The 23,081-nt window shown below is 72.3% G+C and carries 24 protein-coding genes; 11 read left to right on the top strand and 13 right to left on the bottom strand.

Translation table 11 applies throughout. From position 1 onward, the window contains the following. Positions 1–19: 19 nt before the first annotated feature. Positions 20–649: an ATP-binding cassette domain-containing protein gene (locus EBO15_RS07195; protein WP_122193524.1), complete on the bottom strand. Its 630-nt coding sequence runs from the start codon at positions 647–649 to the stop codon at positions 20–22. Positions 650–770: 121 nt separating this feature from the next. Beyond that, positions 771–1,934 (bottom strand): lactate 2-monooxygenase, encoded by a 1,164-nt coding sequence (locus tag EBO15_RS07190; protein ID WP_122193523.1) that lies wholly within the window; start codon positions 1,932–1,934, stop codon positions 771–773. A 77-nt stretch (positions 1,935–2,011) separates the two neighbouring features. On the opposite strand from EBO15_RS07190, the gene EBO15_RS07185 reads away from it, so the two are divergent. The 4 genes from EBO15_RS07185 to EBO15_RS07170 all read left to right on the top strand — a co-directional run bounded on the left by EBO15_RS07185 (position 2,012) and on the right by EBO15_RS07170 (position 6,267). Further along, positions 2,012–4,543, top strand: a complete 2,532-nt coding sequence (locus tag EBO15_RS07185; RefSeq protein WP_122193522.1) for a DNA gyrase/topoisomerase IV subunit A — start codon at positions 2,012–2,014, stop codon at positions 4,541–4,543. Between the two features lie 116 nt (positions 4,544–4,659). Next, positions 4,660–5,097 carry an SRPBCC family protein gene (locus tag EBO15_RS07180; protein WP_122193521.1) on the top strand — a complete coding sequence of 146 codons (438 nt, stop codon included), beginning with the start codon at positions 4,660–4,662 and terminating at the stop codon, positions 5,095–5,097. A gap of 185 nt (positions 5,098–5,282) precedes the next feature. Beyond that, positions 5,283–5,684: a hypothetical protein gene (locus tag EBO15_RS07175; RefSeq protein ID WP_122193520.1), complete on the top strand. Its 402-nt coding sequence runs from the start codon at positions 5,283–5,285 to the stop codon at positions 5,682–5,684. Positions 5,685–5,715: 31 nt separating this feature from the next. Beyond that, complete coding sequence (locus tag EBO15_RS07170) at positions 5,716–6,267, top strand: dihydrofolate reductase family protein (protein ID WP_122193519.1); 552 nt, start codon at positions 5,716–5,718, stop codon at positions 6,265–6,267. Positions 6,268–6,339: 72 nt separating this feature from the next. Here EBO15_RS07170 and EBO15_RS07165 read toward each other — a convergent pair whose 3' ends face one another. Beyond that, a complete protein-coding gene (locus EBO15_RS07165) occupies positions 6,340–6,828 on the bottom strand; it encodes a GNAT family N-acetyltransferase (RefSeq protein ID WP_122193518.1) in 489 nt (162 codons plus the stop codon). A 137-nt stretch (positions 6,829–6,965) separates the two neighbouring features. Here EBO15_RS07165 and EBO15_RS07160 point away from each other — a divergent pair, with 137 nt between their 5' ends. Then, entirely contained in the window at positions 6,966–7,268 is a 303-nt protein-coding gene (locus EBO15_RS07160; protein WP_122193517.1) for a hypothetical protein, read from the top strand. 374 nt (positions 7,269–7,642) lie between these two features. Here the strand turns inward: EBO15_RS07160 and EBO15_RS07155 are convergent, their stop codons facing one another. The 5 genes from EBO15_RS07155 to EBO15_RS07135 all read right to left on the bottom strand — a co-directional run bounded on the left by EBO15_RS07155 (position 7,643) and on the right by EBO15_RS07135 (position 12,574). Then, the gene (locus tag EBO15_RS07155; protein ID WP_122193516.1) at positions 7,643–8,068 is read right to left on the bottom strand and encodes a nuclear transport factor 2 family protein; all 426 of its coding nucleotides are present in this window, start codon (positions 8,066–8,068) and stop codon (positions 7,643–7,645) included. An 86-nt stretch (positions 8,069–8,154) separates the two neighbouring features. Further along, positions 8,155–9,516 carry a glucose-6-phosphate dehydrogenase gene (locus tag EBO15_RS07150; protein ID WP_122193515.1) on the bottom strand — a complete coding sequence of 454 codons (1,362 nt, stop codon included), beginning with the start codon at positions 9,514–9,516 and terminating at the stop codon, positions 8,155–8,157. Beyond that, complete coding sequence (locus EBO15_RS07145) at positions 9,513–10,910, bottom strand: M20/M25/M40 family metallo-hydrolase (protein WP_233616030.1); 1,398 nt, start codon at positions 10,908–10,910, stop codon at positions 9,513–9,515. The genes EBO15_RS07150 and EBO15_RS07145 overlap by 4 nt, the downstream gene beginning before the upstream one ends. Before the next feature lie 580 nt (positions 10,911–11,490). Beyond that, positions 11,491–11,853: a nuclear transport factor 2 family protein gene (locus tag EBO15_RS07140; protein WP_122193513.1), complete on the bottom strand. Its 363-nt coding sequence runs from the start codon at positions 11,851–11,853 to the stop codon at positions 11,491–11,493. A gap of 46 nt (positions 11,854–11,899) precedes the next feature. Next, positions 11,900–12,574 (bottom strand): hypothetical protein, encoded by a 675-nt coding sequence (locus EBO15_RS07135; RefSeq protein ID WP_122193512.1) that lies wholly within the window; start codon positions 12,572–12,574, stop codon positions 11,900–11,902. 245 nt (positions 12,575–12,819) lie between these two features. Here EBO15_RS07135 and EBO15_RS07130 point away from each other — a divergent pair, with 245 nt between their 5' ends. The 5 genes from EBO15_RS07130 to EBO15_RS07110 all read left to right on the top strand — a co-directional run bounded on the left by EBO15_RS07130 (position 12,820) and on the right by EBO15_RS07110 (position 17,219). Further along, complete coding sequence (locus tag EBO15_RS07130; protein WP_122193511.1) at positions 12,820–13,950, top strand: acyl-CoA dehydrogenase family protein; 1,131 nt, start codon at positions 12,820–12,822, stop codon at positions 13,948–13,950. Continuing rightward, the gene (locus tag EBO15_RS07125; protein WP_122193510.1) at positions 13,947–14,918 is read left to right on the top strand and encodes an acyl-CoA dehydrogenase family protein; all 972 of its coding nucleotides are present in this window, start codon (positions 13,947–13,949) and stop codon (positions 14,916–14,918) included. Before EBO15_RS07130 ends, EBO15_RS07125 begins: the two co-directional genes overlap by 4 nt. Positions 14,919–15,010: 92 nt before the next feature. Beyond that, positions 15,011–15,370, top strand: a complete 360-nt coding sequence (locus EBO15_RS07120; RefSeq protein WP_233616029.1) for a GntR family transcriptional regulator — start codon at positions 15,011–15,013, stop codon at positions 15,368–15,370. Next, on the top strand, positions 15,367–16,242 hold the full coding sequence (locus EBO15_RS07115; protein ID WP_122193508.1) for an ABC transporter ATP-binding protein: 876 nt from the start codon (positions 15,367–15,369) through the stop codon (positions 16,240–16,242). Before EBO15_RS07120 ends, EBO15_RS07115 begins: the two co-directional genes overlap by 4 nt. Further along, positions 16,239–17,219 carry an ABC transporter permease subunit gene (locus tag EBO15_RS07110; protein ID WP_122193507.1) on the top strand — a complete coding sequence of 327 codons (981 nt, stop codon included), beginning with the start codon at positions 16,239–16,241 and terminating at the stop codon, positions 17,217–17,219. The genes EBO15_RS07115 and EBO15_RS07110 overlap by 4 nt, the downstream gene beginning before the upstream one ends. A 30-nt stretch (positions 17,220–17,249) precedes the next feature. On the opposite strand, the gene EBO15_RS07105 is transcribed toward EBO15_RS07110, so the two are convergent. The 5 genes from EBO15_RS07105 to EBO15_RS07085 all read right to left on the bottom strand — a co-directional run bounded on the left by EBO15_RS07105 (position 17,250) and on the right by EBO15_RS07085 (position 22,422). Beyond that, positions 17,250–17,924, bottom strand: coding sequence for a response regulator (locus EBO15_RS07105; RefSeq protein WP_122193506.1), 675 nt, complete (start codon positions 17,922–17,924; stop codon positions 17,250–17,252). Continuing rightward, the gene (locus tag EBO15_RS45155) at positions 17,921–19,249 is read right to left on the bottom strand and encodes a sensor histidine kinase (protein WP_199744374.1); all 1,329 of its coding nucleotides are present in this window, start codon (positions 19,247–19,249) and stop codon (positions 17,921–17,923) included. Before EBO15_RS45155 ends, EBO15_RS07105 begins: the two co-directional genes overlap by 4 nt. After that, positions 19,246–19,731, bottom strand: coding sequence for a DUF1453 domain-containing protein (locus EBO15_RS07095; protein ID WP_122193505.1), 486 nt, complete (start codon positions 19,729–19,731; stop codon positions 19,246–19,248). Before EBO15_RS07095 ends, EBO15_RS45155 begins: the two co-directional genes overlap by 4 nt. A 52-nt stretch (positions 19,732–19,783) precedes the next feature. Next, positions 19,784–20,758: a GlxA family transcriptional regulator gene (locus EBO15_RS07090; RefSeq protein WP_122193504.1), complete on the bottom strand. Its 975-nt coding sequence runs from the start codon at positions 20,756–20,758 to the stop codon at positions 19,784–19,786. Between the two features lie 188 nt (positions 20,759–20,946). Then, a complete protein-coding gene (locus tag EBO15_RS07085) occupies positions 20,947–22,422 on the bottom strand; it encodes an MFS transporter (protein ID WP_147481409.1) in 1,476 nt (491 codons plus the stop codon). Positions 22,423–22,577: 155 nt separating this feature from the next. Between EBO15_RS07085 and EBO15_RS07080 the strand changes: the two genes are divergently transcribed. Further along, complete coding sequence (locus EBO15_RS07080) at positions 22,578–23,054, top strand: MarR family winged helix-turn-helix transcriptional regulator (protein WP_122193502.1); 477 nt, start codon at positions 22,578–22,580, stop codon at positions 23,052–23,054. Positions 23,055–23,081: the final 27 nt, after the last annotated feature.

The raw sequence follows: 23,081 nt of genomic DNA, 5'->3' as shown, positions 1-23,081 counted from the left end.
AGCCTCCGCCGCATCGCCCTCAGGCCGCGCGCCCTTCGTGGCCGGAGATCCCGGCGAGGCGAAAGCCGGCGTCCAGGACGGTCACACCGTCGGCCCAGCAGGCCTCGTCGAAGTGCCGCGTGGTGAACAGGACGGCCGTCCCCGCGTCCGCGAGCGACCGCAGCGCGTCCCGGACCCGGGCCGCCGCCGACGCGTCGAGCCCGGCGAACGGCTCGTCGAGCAGCAGGACGTCCGACCGTCCGACCAGGGCCAGCGCGAGATCGAGCAGGCGGCGCTCGGCGGCGTCCAGGCGCTCGAACACGACGGCGGAACGGCCCGTGAGCCCGGTCAGGCGGAGGGCCTCGGCGCGGGTCAGCGGGTCGAGGGTCCAGCGGCGCCAGGTGTCCACGACCTCCGCGACGGTCAGGCCGGGGAACAGCCCGCCCTCACGCCACACGACCGCCGGGCCACCGCCTCTGACCTCGGCCGATCCCGCGACGGCCCGCCGCCGGCCGGCGACGGTCTCCAGCAGGGACGTCTTGCCCGCGCCCCGTCCCCCGAGGACGGCGTGCACCCCGCCCCGCCCCACGCTCAGCGAGACCCCGCCCCGAGGCGTGTCCCCTCCGGCCCGCGTCCGCAGGCCCCGGATCTCGATCACCGACGTCCCCATGCCGTCCATGCTCCCCGCCCGGACGGCCGGCGTGCAGTCACGGGCGTCAGCGACACCCCATGAGGTTCTCAGCGACCACCCATGACAGATGTCACGGGCACAGGTGTCACGGGCACAGGTGTCACGCGCGCGCGAGGAAGTCCAGCGAGAGCTCGGACACCGTCCGGTGCCCCGACAGGGCCAGGGTCAGCTCCAGCTCGGCCAGGACGCAGCGCAGCACGTGCCGCACGCCCGCCTCGCCGTCCAGCGCCAGCCCGAACGCGTAGGGACGGCCCAGGAGCACGGCGTCGGCCCCCAGCGCGAGCGCCTTCGCCACGTCCGCGCCCGTCCGGACCCCGCTGTCGAACAGGACGCCGATCTGCCCGCCGACCGCGTCGACCACCGCGGGCAGGGCGTCGAGCGAGGCGACGGCGCCGTCCACCTGGCGTCCGCCGTGGTTGGAGACGACCACCCCGTCCATCCCGGTGTCCACGGCGCGGCGCGCGTCGTCCGCGTGCTGGATGCCCTTGAGCGCGATCGGACCGTCCCACTGCTCGCGCAGCCACGCCAGATCGTCCCAGGTCAGGGACGGGTTCCCGAACTGGCCGATCCAGTGCAGCAGCGCGACCTGCCGGTTCTCGTCGGTGACCGGCCCGCCCACGGCCCGCTGGAAGACGGGGTCGCTGAAGTAGTTCGCCACCCCGATCCCGCGCAGGAACGGCAGGTACGCCCGGTCCAGGTCGCGGGGCCGCCACGCCAGCGTGAACGTGTCGACCGTGACGACGAGCGCCGTGTACCCGGCGGCCTTGGCGCGGTCGAGGAAGCTCGCGGCGAGCTCCCGGTCCTTCGGCCAGTACAGCTGGTACCAGCGCGGCCCGTCGCCGCCGGCCTCCGCGACGTCCTCCATCGTGTGGGACGCGGCCGTGCTCAGGATCGCCGTCAGCCCGGTCGCGGCGGCGGCCCGCGCGGTCGCCAGCTCGCCGTCCGGATGCAGGATCGACTGGACGCCGATCGGCGCGAGCAGCACGGGCGCGGGCATCGGCGTGCCGAGGACGGTCACCGACAGGTCACGTTCGGCCACGTCCCGCAGCATCCGCGGGACGATCCGCCAGCGGTCGAACGCCTCCCGGTTGGCCCGCGCCGTCGCCTCGCTCCCCGCCGCCCCCGCCAGGTACCCGAAGGACGTGGCGGACAGTTTCGCCTCCGCCGCCCCGGCCAGCCTCGTGAGGTCCGTGGGCAGGCCGGGCAGCACGTCAGCCAGGCCGTTCAGGTAGATCTCGTTCTGGAAGTCGGCGAGCTGGCTCAAGCGGAAACCTCCTCGATCCGGCGCGTCCTGACGCGTCGCGGGCGAATCTGTCCCTGGGACCGTCCACAATGTTTCACATGGCACGTCGTGGATCCCAAGCCCCTCCCCCGCCGCCCGACTTCGAGGAGAACATCGTCGACGTCGACGTCTCCGAGGAGATGCGCGGCTCGTACCTCGAGTACGCCTACTCGGTGATCTACCAGCGGGCGCTTCCGGACGCGCGGGACGGGCTCAAGCCCGTGCAGCGCCGCATCCTGTACTCGATGAACGAGATGGGGCTGCGCCCCGACCGCGGGCACGTCAAGTGCGCCCGCGTCGTCGGCGAGGTCATGGGCAAGCTGCACCCGCACGGCGACAGCGCGATCTACGACGCGATGGTCCGCCTGGCGCAGCCGTGGGCGATGCGCATCCCGCTGGTGGACGGGCACGGCAACTTCGGGTCGCTCGGCGGCGACGACATGCCCGCCGCCATGCGGTACACCGAGGCGCGCCTGTCGAAGGCCGCGATGGCGATGGTCGCGTCCATCGACGAGGACACCGTCGACTTCAAGCCGAACTACGACGGCCAGGAGACCGAGCCCGAGGTGCTGCCCTCGGCGTTCCCGAACCTGCTGGTCAACGGCGCGGCCGGGATCGCGGTCGGGATGGCCACCAACATGGCCCCGCACAACCTCGGCGAGGTCGTCGCGGCCGCCCGGCACCTGCTCGCGCACCCGGACGCCACCCTCGACGACCTGATGCGGTTCGTCCCCGGCCCCGACCTGCCGACCGGCGGCCGCATCACCGACCTCACGGGCATCCGCGACGCCTACGCCAAGGGACGCGGCACGTTCAAGACCCGCGCCACCGTCCAGATCGACAACGTCACGGCCCGGCGCAAGGGCATCGTCGTCACCGAGCTGCCGTACGCGGTCGGCCCGGAGCGGGTCAAGGCGAAGATCAAGGAGCTCGTCCAGGCGAAGAAGCTCAACGGCGTCGCCGACCTGAAGGACCTCACCGACCGCAACGTCGGGCTCCGCCTGGTCATCGAGATCAAGAACGGCTTCAACCCCGAGGCCGTGCTCGCCGACCTCTACCGGCTGACGCCGATGGAGGAGACCTTCGGCATCAACAACGTCTGCCTGGTCGACGGCCAGCCCCGCACGCTCGGGCTGCGCGAGCTGCTCCAGGTGTACGTCGACCACCGCATCGAGGTCGTCCGCCGCCGGTCGATGTTCCGCCGCAAGAAGCGCGAGGACCGGCTGCACCTGGTCGACGGCCTGATGGTCGCGCTGCTGAACATCGACGAGGTCATCCAGGTCATCCGCCAGTCGGACGACTCCTCGCAGGCCAAGCAGCGGCTCATGCAGATCTTCGAGCTGTCGGAGATCCAGGCCCAGTACATCCTCGACACGCCGCTGCGCCGTCTCACCCGGTACGACCGGCTCGAGCTGGAGAAGGAGAAGGAGCAGCTCACCAAGGAGATCGCCGCGCTGACCGCGATCCTGGAGTCGGAGCGCAAGCTCCGCAAGGTCGTCTCCACCGAGCTGGGCGAGGTCGCCGCCGAGTACGCCACGCCGCGCCGCACCGTCCTGCTGGAGTCGTCCGGCGCGGTCGAGGCCACCGCGGTCCCGCTGGAGATCGCCGACGATCCGGTGCTGGTGCTGATGTCGTCCACCGGCCTGCTCGCCCGCACCTCCTCGGGCGACCCGCTGCCCACCGGCGGCGCCCGGTCCCCGCACGACGTGCTGGCCTCGGTGGTCCGGACGACGGCGCGCGCCGACGTCGGTCTGGTCACCACCGCCGGCCGCCTGATCAAGGTGGAGGTGCTCGACCTTCCGGCGCTGCCCCCGACGTCCGCGCCGCCGTCGCTGGCGGGCGGCGCGCCGATCGCCGAGTACGTCGACCTCCTCCCGGACGAGCGGGTCGTCGGCCTCGCCGCGCTGGACGACTCGGGTGGCGGCCTCGCGCTGGGCACCGAGCAGGGCGTCGTCAAGCGCGTGGTGCCCGACTTCCCGGCCAACCGCGAGGAGTTCGAGGTCATCGGCCTGAAGGACGGCGACCGCGTCGTCGGCGCCGTCCAGCTCCTCTCGGAGGACCAGCACCTGGTCTTCATGACCGACGACGCGCAGCTGCTGCACTACAGCGCCTCGCTGGTCCGGCCGCAGGGCCGCCCGGCGGGCGGCATGGCCGGCATCAAGCTCGCGGACGGCGCGAAGGTCATCTGGTTCGGCGCGTTCTCCACCGACTGGGAGGCGCTGGTCGTGACGGTGTCCGGGTCGTCCACGGCGCTGCCCGGCACCCAGAACGGCGCGATCAAGGTCGCCGACTTCGCCGACTTCCCGTCCAAGGGCCGCGCGACCGGCGGCGTCCGGTCGCACCGGTTCCTCAAGGGCGAGGACAAGCTGATCCAGGCGTGGGCGGGCGTGGTCCCGCTGCGGGCGACCACGGAGAACGGCAGGCCGATCGACATCGACGAGGAGATCGGCCGCCGCGACGGTTCGGGCACTCCGCTGTCGGCGCCGATCGCCGCGTTCGGCGGTCCGATCGGCCCGCTGCCGGACGACCCGTCCGAGTCCGACGCCGCGGCCGCCGAGCTGGCGGGCGAGCAGGGCGGCGAGGTCGACTGACCCCTCTCGTTCCCCGTTTCGGCCGGGCGTCCCCGTTGAGGGGCGCCCGGCCGAAGCGTTTCCCCGGGAACGGCTGACTTGTTACCTTGCTGAGTGACCGACCTCCTGGAGGAGTCGTGACCGAAGCACGTGTCCACCTCACCGGCCGGTTCGACGTCCCGCTACCGCCGGACGAGGCGTTCCCCCTCTTCACACCGCTCGGCGAACGCGCCTGGGCGGAGGGCTGGGACCCGGTCTTCCCGGACGACGCGTCCGACGACTCCGCACCGGGCGTCGTCTTCACGACGTCCGCGCACGGCCACGGGACGGTGTGGGTCGTGGTCGAGCGGAACATCCCCGCGTCCATCACCTATGCCCGCACGACCCCCGGCGACCGCGCCGGAACCGTCACCGTCGAGCTGTCCGAGGTGGACGGCGGCAGCCGCGTCCAGGTGACGTACGACCTCACCGCCCTGCGCCCCGAGGCCATGCCCGCCCTGGAGCACTTCGCCGCCGACTACCCGTCCTACCTGCACTCTTGGCAGACCTCCATCGAGAGCATCCTCAAGGATTAAGCCCTAACTCGATCGGCCCGGGTTCCCCCGGCCGGTGCACTCGTTGCATGAACCCCGAAACACCTGTGGCGATCGTGAATCGGCGCGGCCCGAGCACGAAGGGTATTTCGTTTGGACGCGCGCGGCACGGCGCGTACGGTCGACACCGACCTTGATCATGCCGTTCCGAGTAGGAGAATCGCCCCATGGCCGACCTGTTCCCGGACGCGGTGCGCGATGTTCGCATCCGCTACATCAAGAACATCGGTTCCTGCGGGCCGTTCGCCATCATCACCGTCGACTTCGAACCCCTTCCGGACGGCGTGACCGAGTTCGACTTCGTCAATCTCATCGATGAGACGGACCTTCCCCCCGAATTCGCCACCGCCGTCGCCGAAGGCATCAGACGTGAACTGCTCGGCGAGCTCGACTACGAGTGGGAGGTGCCGCTGCCACAGGCGGGTCCCGACGCTCTGGCCGTTCGAGTCATCCTCACCGAGGCCCGTTGGCACGAAGTCGATTCCAGCGAATACGGCTTCCGGAAGGCCGGGGGCCTCGCCGTCCGCCGAGCGCTTGAGCAGGGCGCGGCGGGACGCAGAGAAGGTTAGGCCACCCCGGGGCCCTGGGTAGCCATAGGGAATGCGCCCTCTTCGCTATTCCATCAACATCACGCTGGACGGATGCTGCGACCACCGTGGGATCGTCCCGGTCGAAGAGATTCACCGTCACGCCACCGAGAACCTCGCACAGGCCGATGCCCTCCTCTTCGGCCGGGTGATTTACGAGATGATGGAAACGGCATGGCGGCCGTCGGCTGGCACGGAAGCGCGCCCCGACTGGATGGAGCCCTTCGCCCGCACGATCGACGCGGCACGAAAGTACGTCGTGTCGAGCACCTTGGACCGGGTCGACTGGAACGCGGAACTTGTGCGCGGAGACCTGGGGAGGGCCGTTCAACAGCTCAAGCAAGAGCCGGGAAACGGACTGTTCACAGGAGGCGTGCAACTCCCGCGGGCGTTGGCCGAGCTGGGATTGATCGATGAATACGAGTTCGTGGTGCATCCCAGAGTGGCGGGCCACGGCCCGACGTTGTTCGCCGGCCTGAAGAAGCCCCTCGACCTGAAACTCGTGAGTCGCCACGAGTTCAGCTCAGGAGCAGTGGCGATGCGATACGAGCCGAGAAGAAGTTGACCGTATCCACTGCGTCAACAGTCGCGAGCTCCACAAGTCGGCCTCCCCAGGATCAGTAAGCGAGGGGGCCCGTCACGCACTCTCGCGCTCCTCCGTCTTGAAGGTGCGGAAACCCCGGCGGTGGTAGTTGGGCAGTGCGTGGGGGTGGTCCAGCGTCGACGTGTGCAGCCAGACCCTGGACACCTCGGGGACGAGGATCCAGCCCTGCCGGATCCCGAGTGTCAGCGCGAACCCGCCGATGCCCTTGCCCACGAACTCCGGCAGAAGTCCGAAGGTCGCGATCTCGACGTCGTCGCCGGGGTGGAGGTCGTAGTCGACCAGACCCGCGGGCTCACCCTCGAAGGACAGCAGGAAGAACCTCCGGGCCGCATACCCCGAGTCCCATTCTTCCCTGGTGCGCTTCGCGCTGCCCCAGCCGTAGGAGGCGCCGACCCTGGCATGGAGATCCAGCAGCAGCGGCGACCTGCGGTCCAGCGTGTCCAGAGCCAGGCCGGGGACGGGGGCGGCCGGGGCCAGCTGGTCCCGGGACGTCATCTCGACGTACGTCACGATCTCCTTCACCCGGAGCAGGGTATGCCCCGTGAGGCCAGGCGCCCAGGGGGCTGACGGGAGTGGCAAAAGTTGACCCCGGGACGCCGGGACTGCCAACTCCGACATGCTAGCTTTGAGTAGTCAATTCGACACAAGGAGTGATACGCATGGCACGTCGTTCCATCGCCCTTCTCGGCGCGCTCGCCGCCGCCGCGGCGCTCACCCCGGTGGCCGCGGGCCCCGCACAGGCCGACGAGGCACGGCACGAACGCATCATCGTCTGCGGGAAACTGCACGTCAGGGACTTCGGCAGGGTGATCGGGCACGAATGCAGCCCCGCCTACCTCGGCCCGCTCGACGACTTCGTCATCGCCCGCGCCGGCACGTTCGAGAGGTTCTTCTGCGAGCGGGGCTTCGCCGACGGCTGGTTCCGGGTCGAGGGCGTGGAATGCCGGCCGCTCTGGTTCTGACCTTCTCGCCATCCGAAGGCCGGCACCCGATCTGAAGAGCACGTCGCCGCGCCGACACCCGTCGGCGCGGCGCTGCCCAGGAGCCCCGCCTCATGGCCATCAGATCGCGTGACCGTACCCGGTGCTCCCGCCGAGCAGCCGCTCGAACCGTCCAGGATCGGCCTCGGCGATCCGCCGAGGCCGCCTCAGCAGGTCGGCGTCCTGATGCCCGTAGCAGGAGCGCTCCAGCGGAAACGCGGCGGGCCGGTGGCTTCCAGTCCGGAACGGCCACGGCCAGCAGGACCCGGATGGCCCCTTCGAGTGCGTCGTCCGGCAAGGGAGGCTCCTCACGACGGTCGGCCCTCCGGCCAGCGTAGGGCGTGTGGGGCCGCCGGTCAGGTGCCTGGGGTGAAGGCTTGGGCCACGGCGAGGGAGTCCTCGTAGACGTGGTAGCGGGTGATCCGGCCGTCCCGGACGGTGACGTGCAGGGCGAGGCGGGACGTGTACGGGCGGTCGGTGGTGCGTGCGACCTGCCGGATCACGCCCAGGAGGACGGCGTCGTCGCCGTCGACGAGGATGCGGTCGATCCGGGTCTCGTTCTTCTCCGGGACGTGGTGGGCGGCGATCTCCGCGAAGTGGGCGGCGGCCTCGGCCGGGGTGGTGCGGTGCCGGATCCAGGGGGTTTCGGCCCGTCCGTGCTCGGCGTCCGGCCAGTTCAGCTTCCAGTCGCAGTCGTCGGCGAACAGCGCGGCCAGGTGGGCGGGGTCGCCCTCGGCGATGCGTCCGAGCAGGTCTTCGACAGTGGTGCGGGTGGTCGTCATCGGATGCCCCCAGAGCGTCGCGGCCAGAAGAGACGATCTTGGTGGACGCGGGCGCGCGAAGGCGATGACCTCCGAGGTAATGGCGGTCAGGCGCCGGCTATGCGGTGCCAGCCGGAGGGGCCGGGGAGGGTTTCGGACGAGCCGGGGCCCCAGGTGCCGGGGATGTAGCGGGGCGGGGCGTCGTCCAGGTCGATGATCTTCGAGACGACGCGCCAGGACTCCTCGATGAACGGGAACGAGGCGAACGCGGCGGCGTCGCCGACGATCGCGGCCTCCAGGACGTGCTCGTACGGTGGTTCGGCGACGCCGACGGGAGGGACCTGGACGGGCACGGCGGCGGCCTGCACCGGCTGGCCCTCGGCGCGGTTCAGGGACAGGTCGAGCGCGAGGCCGTGCCTCTTGGGTAGGTGAAGGCGGATCAGGTTGGGTTCCGGATGCCCGTAAAGCGAAACCGGCGGTTCCCTGAGCTCGACCACCGCCTCCGCGGACGTCACCGGCAGGCACTTGCCCGCGCGGAGGTGGATCGGGACGCCCTTCCAGCGCCAGTTGTCGATCCAGATCCCCGCGGCGACGAACGTCTCGGTCGTCGAGTCCGGGTGCACGCCGGGAACGTGCAGGTAGCCGTCGTACTGGCCGCGCACCAGGTCGGACGGCTCGATCGTCCGGACGGCGCGCATCAGCTCCCACTTCGCGACGTTCTCCGCCAGGGCGTCCCGGCAGGACGGCGGGTCCATGGTGAGCAGCGCGAGGACCTGCAGCAGGTGGTTCTGCACCACGTCGCGGACGGCGCCGGTCGGGTCGTAGAAGGCGCCCCGGTCCGCGACGTCGAAGTCCTCGGCCATCGTGATCTGGATGGACGCCACGTGGTCGCGGTTCATCACCGTCTCGAGGATCGGGTTCGCGAAGCGCGCCACGGGGACGCCCCGGACGGCCTCCGAGCCGAGGTAGTGGTCGACGCGGAAGAGGTCGTCGTCGGCGAACGTGCGGTGCAGGTCGTCGTCCAGGGCGCGGGCGGACGCCTGGTCGTGCCCGTACGGCTTCTCGACGACGAGTCGCGCGTCGCGGTTGAGCCCGGCCTGGCCGAGCCGGTCGGCGATGGTCGTGAACTGCGTCGGCGGGGTCGCCATGTAGTGCGTGACGAACGGCGCGTCCGCGACGGCGTCGCGGATCCGGCGGTAGGTCTCGGGGTCGGTGAGGTCGCCGTCCACGATCCGCAGCCGGGAGGCGAACCGGTCGAAGACCGACTCGTCCAGCTCGTCCCCGATCGCGGCGCGGGCGTGGGCGCGCAGGTCGTCGTCCGTCCAGGAGCGGCGCGTCACCCCGATCACCGGAACGTGCAGCCGTCCGCGCTCGGCGAGCCGGTACAGCGCGGGCAGCAGCGACTTGCGCGCCAGGTCGCCGGTGATCCCGTAGATGACCAGCGCCGACGCGACCGGCCCGCGGCTCATGACATCTCCCCCGCCGGCGACCAGCGGGCGGCGAACTCGGCGAAGAACAGGGCTTCGGCGACGACCGTGTTCTCCAGTTCGGACACCAGCACGCGTTCGTTCGGCGCGTGCAGGTTGCACTTGCCGTCCTGGGCGCCGAAGAGCAGGATCTCGGCCTTCGGGACGGCCCTGTGCAGCGCGCTGACCAGTGGAATCGCGCCACCGGCCGCCATCTGCACCGGGTCGGTCCCGTAGGCGGCGCGCATCGCGGCGGTCATCGCCTCCATCGCGGGCCCGCCCGTTTCGGCCCGGTATCCGTCTCCGGCCTCGCCCGCGACCGACACGGTCAGCGGGATGCCGAACGGCCGCTGCGCCTCCAGGTGCCGGATCAGCGCCTCCCGGGCCTCCCTGGCGGGCTGCGCGGGGTGGATCCGCAGGTTGATCTTGGCGCGGGCATGCGGGACGCAGGCGCCGGCCGCCTTGTCCACCGGGATCGCGTCGATGCCGGTGACGGTGATCGCGGGCCCCGACCAGAGGCGTTCGCCCAGCGTGCCGGTGCCGAGCAGCGGCATCCCCGGTTCGGCGCCGACGGCCTCGCCGAACTCGACGTCGGTGTAGGTCGCGCCGGTCCACGGCTCGCGGCGCAGGCCCGCCACCGCGACGTCCCCGTTGTCGTCGTGCAGGCTGGACAGGGCGCGGACGAGCGCGAGCATCGCGTCCGGGGCGGGGCCGCCGAAGTTGCCGCTGTGCTTGGCCCCTTCGAGCGTCCGCACCTCGACGATCACGTCGGCGACGCCGCGTAGCCCGACGGTCAGTGTCGGCTGTCCGGCGCGGATGTTGCCCATGTCCGCGACCGCCATCGCGTCGGCCTGGAACTCCCCGGGACGCCGCGCCGGGTACTCGTCGAGCGGGCTGCCCCATTCCTCGGCGCCCTCGATGACGATCTTGATCCCGACCGGCGGACGGCCATTCCACGCCCGGATTGCCCCGACATGAGCGAGGATGTTGGACTTATCGTCGGCGATACCGCGCGCCCGGATGCCCTTCTCACCGTCCTCGTCGAATGGCGCCGGGGCGAACGGCGGGGTCCTCCACAGCGCCTCGTCCCCCGGGGGCTGGACGTCGTAGTGCGCGTAGAGCAGGACGGTCGGCGCGCCCTCGGGCGCGGGGATCGAGCCCGTGATGACCGGCGGCGTGTCCGGCAGCCGGATCGCGCCCACGTCGCGGACGCCCGCCTCCGTCAGCATCCGGACGACATGGTCGTGCGCCCGGATGACCTCGTGCGGCGGGAATCCCGGGAACGCGATCGACGGGACGGCGGCCAGCCGCTCCAGTTCGCCGACGAGGTCCGGCGTGAGCGCCCGCGCCCTGGCCGCGATGTTCTGGGTGTTCCAGTCGTCCTCGACGTCCCGCACAACCCACCCCCGGACTCCTACCGTTCCGGGGGGACGACTCGAAGGCGATCTACCCGTGGCCATGCCGACGGAAACGGACTCGGGAACCCACCCGAACAGCCCGGAAAGCGAAACACCGGCCACCCCGCAGATGGGTGACCGGTGTTCTGCGCGTAGGTCAGCTCACTCGCAATAAGATGACCTTCGAGACACTTATAGCATAGCCCGTCCGGTGCTGGATTGCGCGTATTCGCGGATCTTCGTTTGGTTTGTTTTTCACGAGAACCCGTTCCCACAGTTTCCCTCCACCGGACGCGCCCGGCGCCGAGGCGCGTCCCAACCTCCAAAAGCCCAGGCAGAGCACCACGTCGCCGCCTCGCCCGGCCCGCGGGTCCGCCGCCCACGAGCACCGATCCGAGCCGTCCGGGCCCGCTCTGATCGCGGCGGCGCCCTCGACGGCGTTCACCGAAGAAACGCCCCGGCAGCGGACAAAGAGCCTGGTCAACGGACCATTACGTCACGATGGCCGCAACCGGACGCAAAGCGATCCGCGCCCCGCGCGACTCACCTCGACCACATCGCGACGAACGCCCCAAAATGGTCAGACCGCTTGAAAGTCGTCCGGTCCCCAGAAGGCCTCCATGCGGACGACCTTGCCGCCGTCATCGAACGTCATGACCTCGATGCCGTCGATGTGCAGGCCGGGAAGGTCCGCGGAGAAGCGCATGGCGCTCCGGTTTCCATAGGAGCCGCGGACCTCGTGCGCGACGAGCTTCGCGCCCGCCGCGATCGAGTCGGCGTAGAACTTCTCGATCGCGGCGCGTCCCTCGACCGGGCGCTTGCCGACCGGGTCCTCGATCACCGCGTCGTCGGCGTAGAGGTCCGCCACGGCGACGTGGTCGCCCGCGTTGAACAGGTCCGCGTAGCGGCGCATCGTCGCCTTCATGTGCTGGACGTCGGGCATGGTCGTCCTTCCCTCGGAACGGTCACCCCCCGCCGCGCCAGCTTACCTAGCGCCCGCTTGCCCACCCCGCCTCGCCCGCGCCGTACACGGACCGCGCGCCCGCGCCATCCGCGCGGCGGCCGGAGGGCGCGCCCGCTTCGTCCGCGCCGTACCCAGGACATGTGTCCGGGGCGTCCGTGAGGCGGGGACGGGGCGTGCTCGTCTCCTCGCCCGCGTCCCTGCCGTCGACGGGACGGACGGGGGAAGGGTTCGGTGAGCCCGGACGGCCCGGGGGCGCGCCGTCGGGCGTGTGGGCGGTGCGGTCGTCGGCGGGAGCGCCGGGCTGCGGGGCCTGGGGACGGGCACCGCGGTCGAGGTGGCTCCAGCGCGAGGCCGCGCGGGACGCCGGGGGCGCCGGGGACGGGCCGACGCCCCGTTCCACGGCGTCCGCGAGGGCGAAGAACAGGTCGCGGGGGGCGCCCTCGGTGTCGTCGTAGTGCCAGCGGCGGATGAGGCGTTCACCTTCCGTGCCCGGATTGAAGCGCTCGTGGGCGAAGCAGCCCGCGGACGCCATCCGGGCGATGAGCCGGTCGCTGTCGTCCATCTGCATCGCGTACGCGGCGGCGTCGATCAGCCCGATGGCGGCACGGGCGTTGCGTCCGTCGTCGCGTTCCTCGGCCCGTTCGATCCGCCACTGCGCGTACGGGCGCAGGAAGTCGGCGATCATCCAGCTCTTGGGCACCGGACCATCCTCTCGGTCGCGCGGGCATGGGAGGCCGCTCCCATGTTGCGCCGCAGGTCAGGCGGGCCCAGGTGACTTGACTCGATCGTTGCCGAGCCTTGCCCCGCGGGCGCTTTCCGGCCGACCGGTCAGCGGCGTACGTCGGCGTACTCCCACCTGGCTCCGCTCGGGACGCGCCGCGACCACCGTGCTTTAATCTACCAAACGGTTGTTAGATGAATCACGGAAGGTGAAGGCCGCCGCTGATGGATCTCGACTTCTCCCCCGCCCATGAGGCGTTCCGCGCGGAGGCCCGGGACTGGCTGCGCGCGCACGTCCCCGCCGAACCGCCGCCGTCACTGGAGACCGAGGCGGGCTTCGCCGCGCACCGCGCGTGGGAGCGGACACTCGGCGCGGACCGCTACGCCACGGTCAACTGGCCGTCCTCGTTCGGCGGACGCGACGCCACCCCGCTCGAATGGCTGATCTTCGAGGAGGAGTACTACGCGGCGGGCGCGCCCGGCCGGGTCTCGCAGAACGGCGTGAACCTGCTCGCGCCGACGCTGCTGGAGCACGGGACGCCGGAACAGCTCCGGCGCGTCCTGCCGCCGATGGCGCGCGGCGAGGTGATCTGGGCGCAGGCGTGGTCGGAGCCGGGCGCGGGCAGTGACCTGGCGGCGCTGCGCTCCACCGCCGTCCGCGCGGACGGCGGGTGGCGGCTGAACGGCCAGAAGACGTGGAGTTCGCGCGCCGCGTTCGCCGACCGGGCGTTCGGGCTGTTCCGGTCCGATCCCGGGTCGGAGCGGCATCGCGGGCTGACGTACCTGATGTTCCCGCTGGACGCGCCGGGGGTGACGGTCCGCCCGATCGGGCGGCTCGACGGGAAGCCCGCGTTCGCCGAGCTCTTCCTGGACGACGTGTTCGTCCCGGACGAGGACGTCATCGGCGATCCCGGCAACGGCTGGAAGGTCGCGATGAGCACCGCGGGGAACGAGCGCGGCCTCACCCTGCGCTCCCCCGGCCGGTACACGGCGGCCGCCGGCCGGCTCCTCGACCTGTGGCGCGAACGCGGCGACCCGTCCGACACGGCGCTGCGCGACCGGGTCGCGGACGCCTGGCTGAAGGCCCGCGCCTACCGGCTCAAGGGGTTCGAGACGATCTCCCGCAGCGACGACATCGGCGCGGAGTCGAGCCTGAACAAGGTGTTCTGGTCCGAGTTCGACATCGCCCTGCACGAGACGGCCCTCGACCTGCTCGGCCCGGACGGCGAGCTCGACGGCGACTGGCTCGAGGGCTACGTCTTCTCCCTCGCGGGCCCGGTCTACGCGGGCACCAACGAGGTCCAGCGGAACGTGATCGCCGAGCGCGTGCTCGGCCTGCCGAGGGGGGCGCGATGAGGTTCGTCCTGTCGGAGGAACAGCGTCTCTTCGCGGGCAGCCTCGACAAGCTGCTCGACCAGGCCGACACGCCGTCCGCGATCCGCGCGTGGTCGGCGGGCGACCACGTCCCGGGACGCCGCGTCTGGACGGCGCTGGCCGGCGCGGGCGTGTTCGCGCTGGCCGTCCCGGAGGAGCACGACGGCGTGGGCCTGCTCCCGGTCGAGCTCGTCACGGCCCTGCACGAGCTGGGACGCCACGCCGTTCCGGGTCCGCTGGTCGAGACCGTCGCCGCCGCGGCCCTGCTGACCGCGGTCGGCGACACCGCGTGGCTTCCCCGCATCGCCGCAGGCGAGGCCCTGGTCTCGCTGGCCACCCCCGACACCCTGTACGCGCTCGACGCCGACGTCGCCGACCTCGTCCTCCTCGTCCGGGACGGCGAGCTCCACGAGGCCGAGCCGGGGCGCGCGCTCCGTCCGTCGATCGATCCGTCCCGCCGGCTCTTCGAGGTCGCGCCGTCCCGCAGGCTCGGGAAGGCGGACGCCACGGCCCTCGACCTGGCCGTCCTCGCGTGCGCGGCGCAGCACCTGGGCCTGGGCCGCCGCCTCCTGGACGTCTCCGTCGACTACGCCAAGACCAGGAACCAGTTCGGGCACCCCATCGGCGAGTACCAGGCGGTCAAGCACCAGCTGGCCGACGCGCTCATCGGCCTCGAGTTCGCCCGTCCCCTCGTCCACGCCGCCGCGCTCGCCCACGGCACGGCCGACTTCCGCCGCGACACGTCCGCCGCCAAGATCGCCGCCGCCGAGTCCGCCTACGCGACGGCGAAGACCGCCCTCCAGGTCCACGGCGCGATCGGCTACACCGCCGAGTACGACCCGTCCCTCTGGATCCGCAAGGCGCGGGCCCTCCACGCCGCCTGGAGCTCCCCCTCCGCCCACCGGACCCGCCTCATGGCCTCCCTCGAAGGCTCTCCTCCCCCGGCTTGACGGCCCCCACCCTGTAGATCTACCGTTTTACTAACATCATAGTAGAACGGAGTTTCGGGGTGTTTCGGTTCCGGTTGGACGGGCGGAGCGGAGTGCCGCCGTACCTGCAGCTGGTGCAGCAGGTACGGCAGGCGCTCCTGCTCGGCTATCTGCGGCAGGGGGACCAGCTGCCGACCGTGAAGGAGGTCGTCGGCACGCTGACGATCAACCCGAACACGGTCGTGAAGGCGTACCGGCAGCTGGAGAACGAGGGCGTCGTCGCGGCGAAGCCCGGACAGGGGACGTTCATCACGGCGGAGGTGGAGGCGGTCGCGCCCGGGGACTACGCGCGGCTGCGGCGGTCCCTCGAACGATGGGTGCGGGACGCGCGCGGCTCGGGCCTGGACGACGAGACGGTCACGGCGCTGATCGCGTCGGTGCGGACCGACGTCCGCGCGGAGGGAGTGGCATGACGGCGGCACTGGAGACCGAGCGGCTCGGAATGCGGTTCGGGCGGTCCTGGGCGCTGCGGGACTGCACGGTGAGCCTGCCCGCCGGGGCGGTCGTCGCGCTCGTCGGGCCGAACGGCGCCGGCAAGACCACGCTGATGAACCTGGTCTGCGGGCTGCTGCGTCCGACCGAGGGACGCGTCCGGGTGTTCGGCGAGGACGCCGACAGCGGGTCCGCCGAGGCGCTCGCGCGGGTCGGGTTCGTGGCGCAGGAGCATCCGCTGTACCGCGGCATGACGGTCGCGGAACTGCTGCGGATGGGACGGGCACTCAACCCGCGTTTCGACCGGAACCTCGCCGAGATGCGGCTCGGCGCGCTCGGGATCCCGCTGGACCGGCGGGCCGGAGCGCTGTCGGGCGGCCAGCAGGCGCAGGTGGCGCTCGCGCTCGCCCTCTCCAAGCGCCCGGAACTGCTCGTCCTGGACGAGCCGCTCGCGAGCCTCGACCCGGTCGCGCGACGCGACTTCACCCGGACGCTGATGTCGGCCGTCGCCGAGGACGAGGTGACCGTCCTGCTGTCGTCGCACGTCATCGCGGACCTGGAGGCGGTCTGCGACCGGCTGCTGGTGCTCGACCACGGGACCGTCCGGCTGGACGGCGCGATCGACGACGTCCTCGCGGCGCACCGGATGATCAGCGGGCCGCGGGAGGCGGCGGCGGACGTCCCCGGCGTGGTCCGCGCGGTGCACAGCGAGCGGCACAGCGACCTGCTCGTCCGGACGGGAGTGGAGGCGGAATCGTTGCAGCACGTGTTGCATCCGACCTGGCAGGAGCATCCGGTGGGGCTGGAAGAGCTGATCCTCGCCTACCTCGAGCAGTCGGCGGTGACCCGATGATCTGGTTCACATGGCGGCTGCACCGGGCGCAGGTGTACGCGGGGCTGGCCCTGATCGCGCTGATCACGGCGATCTTCCTGCCGTACGGCCACGCGGTCCGCGGGTCGTTCGCGTCGCACGGCGTCGGGACGTGCCTGGCGCACGACACCGGCGGCGAGTCGTGCCAGACGGCGATGATCGCGTTCGTCCAGCAGTTCAACGCGATCGCCAACCACCTGTCCACCTGGTTCAGCCCGATTCCGGGGCTGATCGGCGCGGTCATCGGCGCGGGGGTCCTCGGACGCGAGTACGAGCAGGGCACGTGGCGGCTGGCGTGGACGCAGTCCGTCCCGCGCGGCCGGTGGCTGACCCAGCGGATCCTGCTGGTCTCCGCCGGGCTCACCGCGATCTGCCTGACGCTCAGCCTCGTCTTCACCTGGTTCCGCTCCCCGATGGACCAGGTGACCGGACGGTTCGCGCCCGGCGCGTTCGACCTCGAAGGGCTGTCGCTCACCGGGTACACCCTGTTCGCGTTCGCGCTCGGCCTGGTCGCCGGGCTGCTGCTGCGGCGGACGGTCCCGGCGATCGTGGTGGCGTTCGCGGGGTTCATGGCCGTCCGGATGCCGGTCGAGTTCTGGCTCCGGCAGCGCTACGTGACCCCGGCGAGCAAGCTGTCCGCGCCGACGCTCCACCACACGATGGGGCCGAGCGCGGTACCGGTCACCCCCGGCAAGCCCGGCTGGACGCTCTCATACGACCTGGTCAACGCGTCCGGGCACACGCTCACGGGCGCGGAACAGGGGCGCCTCGAAGAGCAGGTCCGGACGATGCACGACCCGGACGCCTACCTGCGCGGCCTCGGCCTGCACCTGAAGACCGTCTACCAGCCCGCCGACCGGTTCTGGACGTTCCAGTTCATCGAGTTCTCGATCTTCGCCGGGCTGGCCGTCGTCCTGCTAGCCTTCGCCGTCCAGCGCCTTCGGCACCGCGGCGTGTAGCCCTTCGGTGCCCGGGCGGTCAGGGGAGTCTCAGTCGCCCTCGCCGACCAGGCCGTTGCGGAACGCGTACGTGACGGCCTGGGCCCGGTCGCGGAGGTTCGCCTTCGCGAACAGGTTGTTGATGTGGGTCTTGACCGTGGCCTCGCTGATGAACAGCTCGCGCGCGATCTCGGCGTTGGACCGTCCGCGCGCGATCAGCGCCAGCACCTCGGCCTCGCGGGGCGTCAGGCCGTCGGGAAGGCCGCTGCCCCGCGACTTCGGGCGCCGGTCCCCCGCGGTGACGGCCTCCACCAGGCGCCGCTGGACGGCGGGATCGAGCTGCGCGTGCCCGCCGCGGACCGCCTCGATCGCCCGGGCGATCTCGTCCGCCCCGGCGTCCTTGGTGAGGAATCCCCGCGCGCCCGCGCGTAGCGCCGCGAAGATGGACTCGTCGTCGGCGTAGGTGGTCAGGACGACCACCTCGACCTCGGGGTGGAGCTCGCGCATCCTCGCGGTCGCCTCCACCCCGTCCATGCGGGGCATCCGCAGGTCCATGAGCACCACGTCGGGCGACACCCGCGCGACCAGCTCCAGCGCCTGCTCGCCGTCGCCCGCCGAGCCCGCGACCTCCAGGCCCGGCAGCAGTTCCAGCAGCAGGACGAGGCCCTCCCGCACCACCGTCTGGTCGTCCACCACGACGACCCGCGTCACTCGTTCTTCCGTCACACCCGTATCCGAAGCGCCACCCGGAAGCCCTTGCCGTCCGGTCCGGCCTCCAGGGTCCCACCAACCAGCTCGGCGCGCTCCCGCATGCCGACCAGGCCGTATCCGCCGCCGGTCGTGACGATGGGCTCCTCGGTGCCGCCGGAGTCGGTGACGGTGAGCTCGACGGCGTCCGGGAGGTGGTCCAGTCGGATCCGCACGGACGCGCCGGGCGCGTGCTTGCGGACGTTCGTCAGCGCCTCCTGCGCCGTCCGGACCAGCGCGAGCGCCCGCGCCGACGTCAGCTCGTGCGGCGTCCCGGTGATCTCCAGCACGGCCGGGCCGCCCGTCGCGGCCCGGAACTCGTCGGCGAGCTCGGCCAGGGCCTCGGCGAGCTCCGGCGCCTCGCCGCGCAGCGCGGCCAGGGCCCGCCGGGTCTCCTCCAGTCCCGTCCGCGCGAGCCGCTGCGCCCGTTCGACCCGCTCCAGCGCCCGCTCGCGGTCGTCGTCCCGGCTGAGCAGCAGCCGCGCCCCCTCCAGGTGGACGATCTGCGCCGACAGCGAGTGCGCCAGGATGTCGTGGATCTCGCGGGCCATCCGGGACCGCTCGGCCAGCGCCGCCTCGTTCGCCTGCGACCGCCGCCGCCAGCGCCGCTCGCGCAGCGCGATCGCCGCCGCGTACACGCCGACGAACGCCACGATCGACCAGGGGTCCACCGGGCGTTCCGCCGCGAGCTGGAAGACCGCGAGCGCGGCCGCGGACGCCGTGGTGAACACCGCACCGTCCCAGCCGGGACGGCGGGCCGCGGCGACCCCGGCCGCGACGTAGCAGAACGTGGTCGCCCCGACGTGCGGTTCGATCAGGTTCACGACGTACCCGGCGAGGACGACGGCGCCCAGCGGCAGCAGCAGCCACCGGGGCGCGGCGTCGCGGTCGAACCCGAGCAGGCCCCAGAAGAGCCCGGCGAATCCCACCAGGTTCAGGACGGCCAGCCCCGCCCACGCGGTCGGCGAATGCGGCCCGGACTTCAGGACCGCCAGCGTGTAGAACCCGAATCCCCAGATCAGCAGCCCGGTGCGGGCGAGGATCCGCCCGACGCGCTCGGCTGACTGGTGCTCCCCGGGGCCGGACGGCCCTCCCTCCCCGCAGGCGTCCCACCATCCGTGGAACGACACGTACCGCCCTAGCCCCTTCCGCCGGGGACGCGCGCCGCCGGCGGCCGGGGCGGGGGGAGCCGGGTCGGTGGTCAGGCGCGGGGTGCCGGTCCGGCGGGACGATCCGCCGGACGGTTCGGAGGGCGCGCCCGTGGAGGAGCCGCGGGGCGGGCGCGCCACCGGACGTTCGCTCATACCGTGAAGTTAACGCCGGTCCCCCGTGCCGGCAGCGAACGGGACCGCAGATCGAGGATCGCGTACTGCGCGAGCAGGGACACGCCGAGGAAGGCGATCAGGTTCCCGGACCCGGTCCTGACGCCGAGGGCGTAGGCGATCCCGAGGAGCCCGACCCGGACGGCGATCGACACGATCCACGCGACGATCGTCAGCCCGCCGCCGCGCCGCCAGAGCGTGCCGTCCGGCTCGCGCCAGAGCCGCATCGTGGCGGCGCGCATGGCGCCGAGCACCAGCCCGGCGGCCGCCTCCACCACCAGCAGCCAGACGCTGAGGGCCTCGTGAGCGCGGTCGATCAGGCCGCCCTGCGCGACGCCCACGATCACCAGGACCGCCGGAAGCGTGTACATCTTCGCCTCGTTGATCTGCCGGGCCGTGAGCTGCCGCCGCAGGACCAGCCCCAGGACGAGGAGGACGAGAAGGACGTTGGCCGTAGTGCTCATACCTCGAAGCTACGGAGAGCGACCTCCCCGGGCATCGGAGCAGAGCCCGAGATCAGTCCTTCCACCCCGGGGTGGAGAACACGCGCCGGTACCGTCCGGGGGTCGTGCCGGTCTCGGCGGCGAACCGGCGCCGGAAGTTGGACAGATCGACGAAACCGCAGGCCAGGGCGATCGACTCGACGGTCTCGTCGGAGCGTTCCAGGAGCGTGCGGGCCAGCTCGACGCGCCGCCGCAGCAGCCATCGGCCGGGCGCGACGCCGAGCCCCCGCTCGAACAGCCGGGCCAGCGTCCGGGGCGAGACCGCGCCGTGGGCCGCGAGGTCGGCGACGCTGATCGGCCGGTGCAGGTTCGCCTCCGCCCACGCCACCACCGCGGCGAGGGTCTCCTCGCTCGCCTGTCCGGGCCGGGGCGCGAGCCGCGAGTACTGCCGCTGGCCGCCGTCCCGGTGCGGCGGCAGCACCATGTGCCGGGCGATCTCCGCCGCGTGCGCCGCCCCGAGATCCCGCCGGACGAGCGCCAGCGCGAGATCGACGGCCGCGCCCGTCCCGGCGCTGGTCGCGACGTCGCCGAGATCGACGTACAGCTCGTCCACGCGGACGTCGACCCGCGGATACCGCGCGGCGAGCTCGTCGGCCATCCGCCAGTGCGTGGTGGCGGGCCGTCCGTCCAGCAGCCCGGCCGCCGCCAGCGCGAACGCCCCCGAGCACAGCCCGGCCACCCGCGCGCCCCGTCCGTGCGCGCCGCGCAGCGCCGCGATCAGCGCGTCGGACGGACGGGCCGCCAGGTCCGGCCACCCGGCGACGATCACGGTGTCGGCGCCGTCCAGCAGGTCGAGTCCGTCCTCGATGTGCAGCGGGCAGCCCGCCAGCCCCGGCACGGCGCCCGGCGTCTCGGCGCACACGCCGAACGCGTAGCGCACCGGGACGTCCGGGTGCGCGACGCCGAAGACCTGCGCGACGCTGGCCAGCTCGAACGGCGACTGCGGCGGCACCGCCACCGCCACGACCTGATGGAGACCGGACGACATGGCGGCAGAATAAGCACCGCCTGGGACAATCTCGCCACGCCCCGGCCGAGCCGGCGGCGGGAATCCTGGGGACATGACCGTTTCCACCTGGATCGGACGGTTTCGACGCCGGTACGGCTCCGTCCCGGACGATCATCGCGCCCGCCACCGACACGATCACCGAGAGCGACCCCACCCGGCCGACCCGATCAGCGCCGTCCCCGGGTGAGCAGGTGGAAGACCAGCGAGCCCGCGGCGGCCAGCAGCGCCACGCCGCCACCGAGCGCGAACCCGGTCGCATACGCGTGCTCGGTCGGAACGGACGTGCCGGGCAGCGTGTCCCGGGCCAGCAGCGCCGTCGTCACCGCCCCCGCGACGGCCCCGCCGACCAGCCGGACCAGGCTGTTCACCGCGCTCGCCACCGCGGTCTGATCCGCCCGGACGTGCTCGACCGCCATCGTCCCGAGCGCCGCGAACGCCAGCCCGACCCCGACTCCGAGCAGGACGGTCGCGCCGAGAACGTCCCAGCGGTGGTCATGGAAGACCGCGAGCCACCCGATCGCGAGCGCGGTGACCCCCGATCCCGCCGCGACCAGCAGAGCCGCCGGGACGCGCCGCATCAGCCGTCCCGCCTGCGTGGACACCACGATCATCAGCAACGTGGTCGGCAGCAGGAGCAGCCCCGCCGCGAGCACCGACGCCCCGAACCCGTACCCGGCCCGCGCCGGCGTCTGGACGAAGTTGGGGATCAGCGTGAACCCGCCGTACAGGGCGAATCCGAGCAGCAGCGACGCGAGGCTCGCGCCGATCGTGCCGCGGTGGGTGAGCATCGCGATGTCGACGAGCGGCTCGGCCGCGCGCCGCTCGACGACGATCCAGAGCGCGCCGAGCACCAGCGCCGCGGCCAGCAGCCCGAGGACCCGCCCGGACGTCCAGCCCCACACCCTCCCCTGCCCGATCCCGAGCAGCAGGCTGACCAGCGCGCCGCCGAGCAGGGCCGCGCCGGGCAGGTCGAGGCGTCCGGTCCGGGGCGGCGCGGCGTCCCGGACGACGAGCGCGACGACCAGCGTCGCCACCGCCGCGAGCCCCGCGATCACCCAGAACACGGGCCGGTACCCGCCCGTGTACCGCGCGACCACCCCGGCGAGCACGAGCCCGCCGCCGACCCCGACGCCCATCGTCGCCGACACCACGCCGAGCCCGGTGGGCAGCCTCTCGCGCGGCAGCACATCCCGGACGATCCCGACCGTGAGCGGCAGCGCCGCCATCGACACCCCCTGGAGGACGCGCGCGGCTACCAGCACCGCGAGCGAGGTGGACACCGCGCCCAGCACCGATCCGGCGACGAGCGCGACCAGCGCGCCGATGAGCATCCGCCGCCGTCCGTACAGGTCGCCCATCCGCCCGAGCAGCGGCGTCGCGACCGCCCCGACCAGCAGGCTCGCGGTGAACGCCCAGGCCACCGAGGTCAGCGGCGCGTGCAGCGCGGCCTGGAGCCGTCCGAGCAGCGGCAGCACCGCGGTCTGCTGGACGGACGCCACCGACGCCGCCGCCGCGAGCACCACCACGACCGGCCAGGGCCGCCCCGCCCACTCCCCCTCAGCTCCCCCTTCCCGCCCGGCGCCCGCCTCGCCCCGGCCCGGAACGGCGCCCTCCCGTTCCGCCCTCTCCCTCGCCACCGCCATCGCGACCACTCCTTACCTAACTTAGGTATCTTTTCCGCGCCCGCGAACGATCCCGTCCGAACACGGAGGAACAGCTCGAAAATATACCTAAGTTAGGTATCTATCTAGGTGACCCGCGTCACAGGACGCTTACCTAAGTTAGGTACCATTCCGGCATGCCCGAACCGAGCCCCGCCGACCTGATCGCCCGTCTCGGCGCCCTGTCCGCCGCCGTGACCCGCGGTCGGCTCTACGAGACCGCCGTCGAGGCGACCGGAACCTCCCTGGAACGCCCGGCGATCACCATCCTCGGCGTGCTCAACGCGGCGGACACGCCGTGCCGCGTCGGCGAGATCGCACACCGCATGCAGGTCGAGGGGCCCCACGTCACCCGGCACGTCAAGCGGCTCGAACAACGCGGCCTGGTCCGCGCCGTGACCGACCCCGACGACCGCCGCGCCCGCCTCGTCGAGCTCACCCCCGACGGCAGGCAGGTCATCGACCGGTACCTCGCCGTCATCCTCGGCTGGTTCGACGAGGCGCTCTCCGGCTGGACGCCGTCCGACCGCGCCGACCTCCACCGCCTGGCCACCCGCCTGTTCGACGACCTCACCGTCTCCCTGGCGAGCTTCGACCCACCCTCCCCCGCCTGACACCACCCGACCCCGCCCGACCCCGAG

Origin of the sequence: Actinomadura harenae (assembly GCF_003696215.1) — a bacterium.
Classification (GTDB): Bacteria; Actinomycetota; Actinomycetes; order Streptosporangiales; family Streptosporangiaceae; genus Spirillospora; species Spirillospora harenae.
This window is presented reverse-complemented; position numbering and strand designations above follow the sequence as displayed.

Bases quoted from the DNA above. Each gene is read 5' to 3' on its own strand.
- EBO15_RS07170 (WP_122193519.1), top strand. From the start codon at position 5,716: ATGCGCCCTCTTCGCTATTCCATCAACATCACGCTGGACGGATGCTGC.
- EBO15_RS07160 (WP_122193517.1), top strand. From the start codon at position 6,966: ATGGCACGTCGTTCCATCGCCCTTCTCGGCGCGCTCGCCGCCGCCGCG.
- EBO15_RS07175 (WP_122193520.1), top strand. From the start codon at position 5,283: ATGGCCGACCTGTTCCCGGACGCGGTGCGCGATGTTCGCATCCGCTAC.
- EBO15_RS07185 (WP_122193522.1), top strand. From the start codon at position 2,012: ATGGCACGTCGTGGATCCCAAGCCCCTCCCCCGCCGCCCGACTTCGAG.
- EBO15_RS07115 (WP_122193508.1), top strand. From the start codon at position 15,367: ATGACGGCGGCACTGGAGACCGAGCGGCTCGGAATGCGGTTCGGGCGG.
- EBO15_RS07150 (WP_122193515.1), bottom strand. From the start codon at position 9,516: ATGAGCCGCGGGCCGGTCGCGTCGGCGCTGGTCATCTACGGGATCACC.
- EBO15_RS07155 (WP_122193516.1), bottom strand. From the start codon at position 8,068: ATGACGACCACCCGCACCACTGTCGAAGACCTGCTCGGACGCATCGCC.
- EBO15_RS07090 (WP_122193504.1), bottom strand. From the start codon at position 20,758: ATGTCGTCCGGTCTCCATCAGGTCGTGGCGGTGGCGGTGCCGCCGCAG.
- EBO15_RS07130 (WP_122193511.1), top strand. From the start codon at position 12,820: ATGGATCTCGACTTCTCCCCCGCCCATGAGGCGTTCCGCGCGGAGGCC.
- EBO15_RS07140 (WP_122193513.1), bottom strand. From the start codon at position 11,853: ATGCCCGACGTCCAGCACATGAAGGCGACGATGCGCCGCTACGCGGAC.
- EBO15_RS07095 (WP_122193505.1), bottom strand. From the start codon at position 19,731: ATGAGCACTACGGCCAACGTCCTTCTCGTCCTCCTCGTCCTGGGGCTG.
- EBO15_RS07195 (WP_122193524.1), bottom strand. From the start codon at position 649: ATGGGGACGTCGGTGATCGAGATCCGGGGCCTGCGGACGCGGGCCGGA.
- EBO15_RS07110 (WP_122193507.1), top strand. From the start codon at position 16,239: ATGATCTGGTTCACATGGCGGCTGCACCGGGCGCAGGTGTACGCGGGG.
- EBO15_RS07080 (WP_122193502.1), top strand. From the start codon at position 22,578: ATGCCCGAACCGAGCCCCGCCGACCTGATCGCCCGTCTCGGCGCCCTG.
- EBO15_RS07125 (WP_122193510.1), top strand. From the start codon at position 13,947: ATGAGGTTCGTCCTGTCGGAGGAACAGCGTCTCTTCGCGGGCAGCCTC.
- EBO15_RS45155 (WP_199744374.1), bottom strand. From the start codon at position 19,249: ATGAGCGAACGTCCGGTGGCGCGCCCGCCCCGCGGCTCCTCCACGGGC.
- EBO15_RS07085 (WP_147481409.1), bottom strand. From the start codon at position 22,422: ATGGCGGTGGCGAGGGAGAGGGCGGAACGGGAGGGCGCCGTTCCGGGC.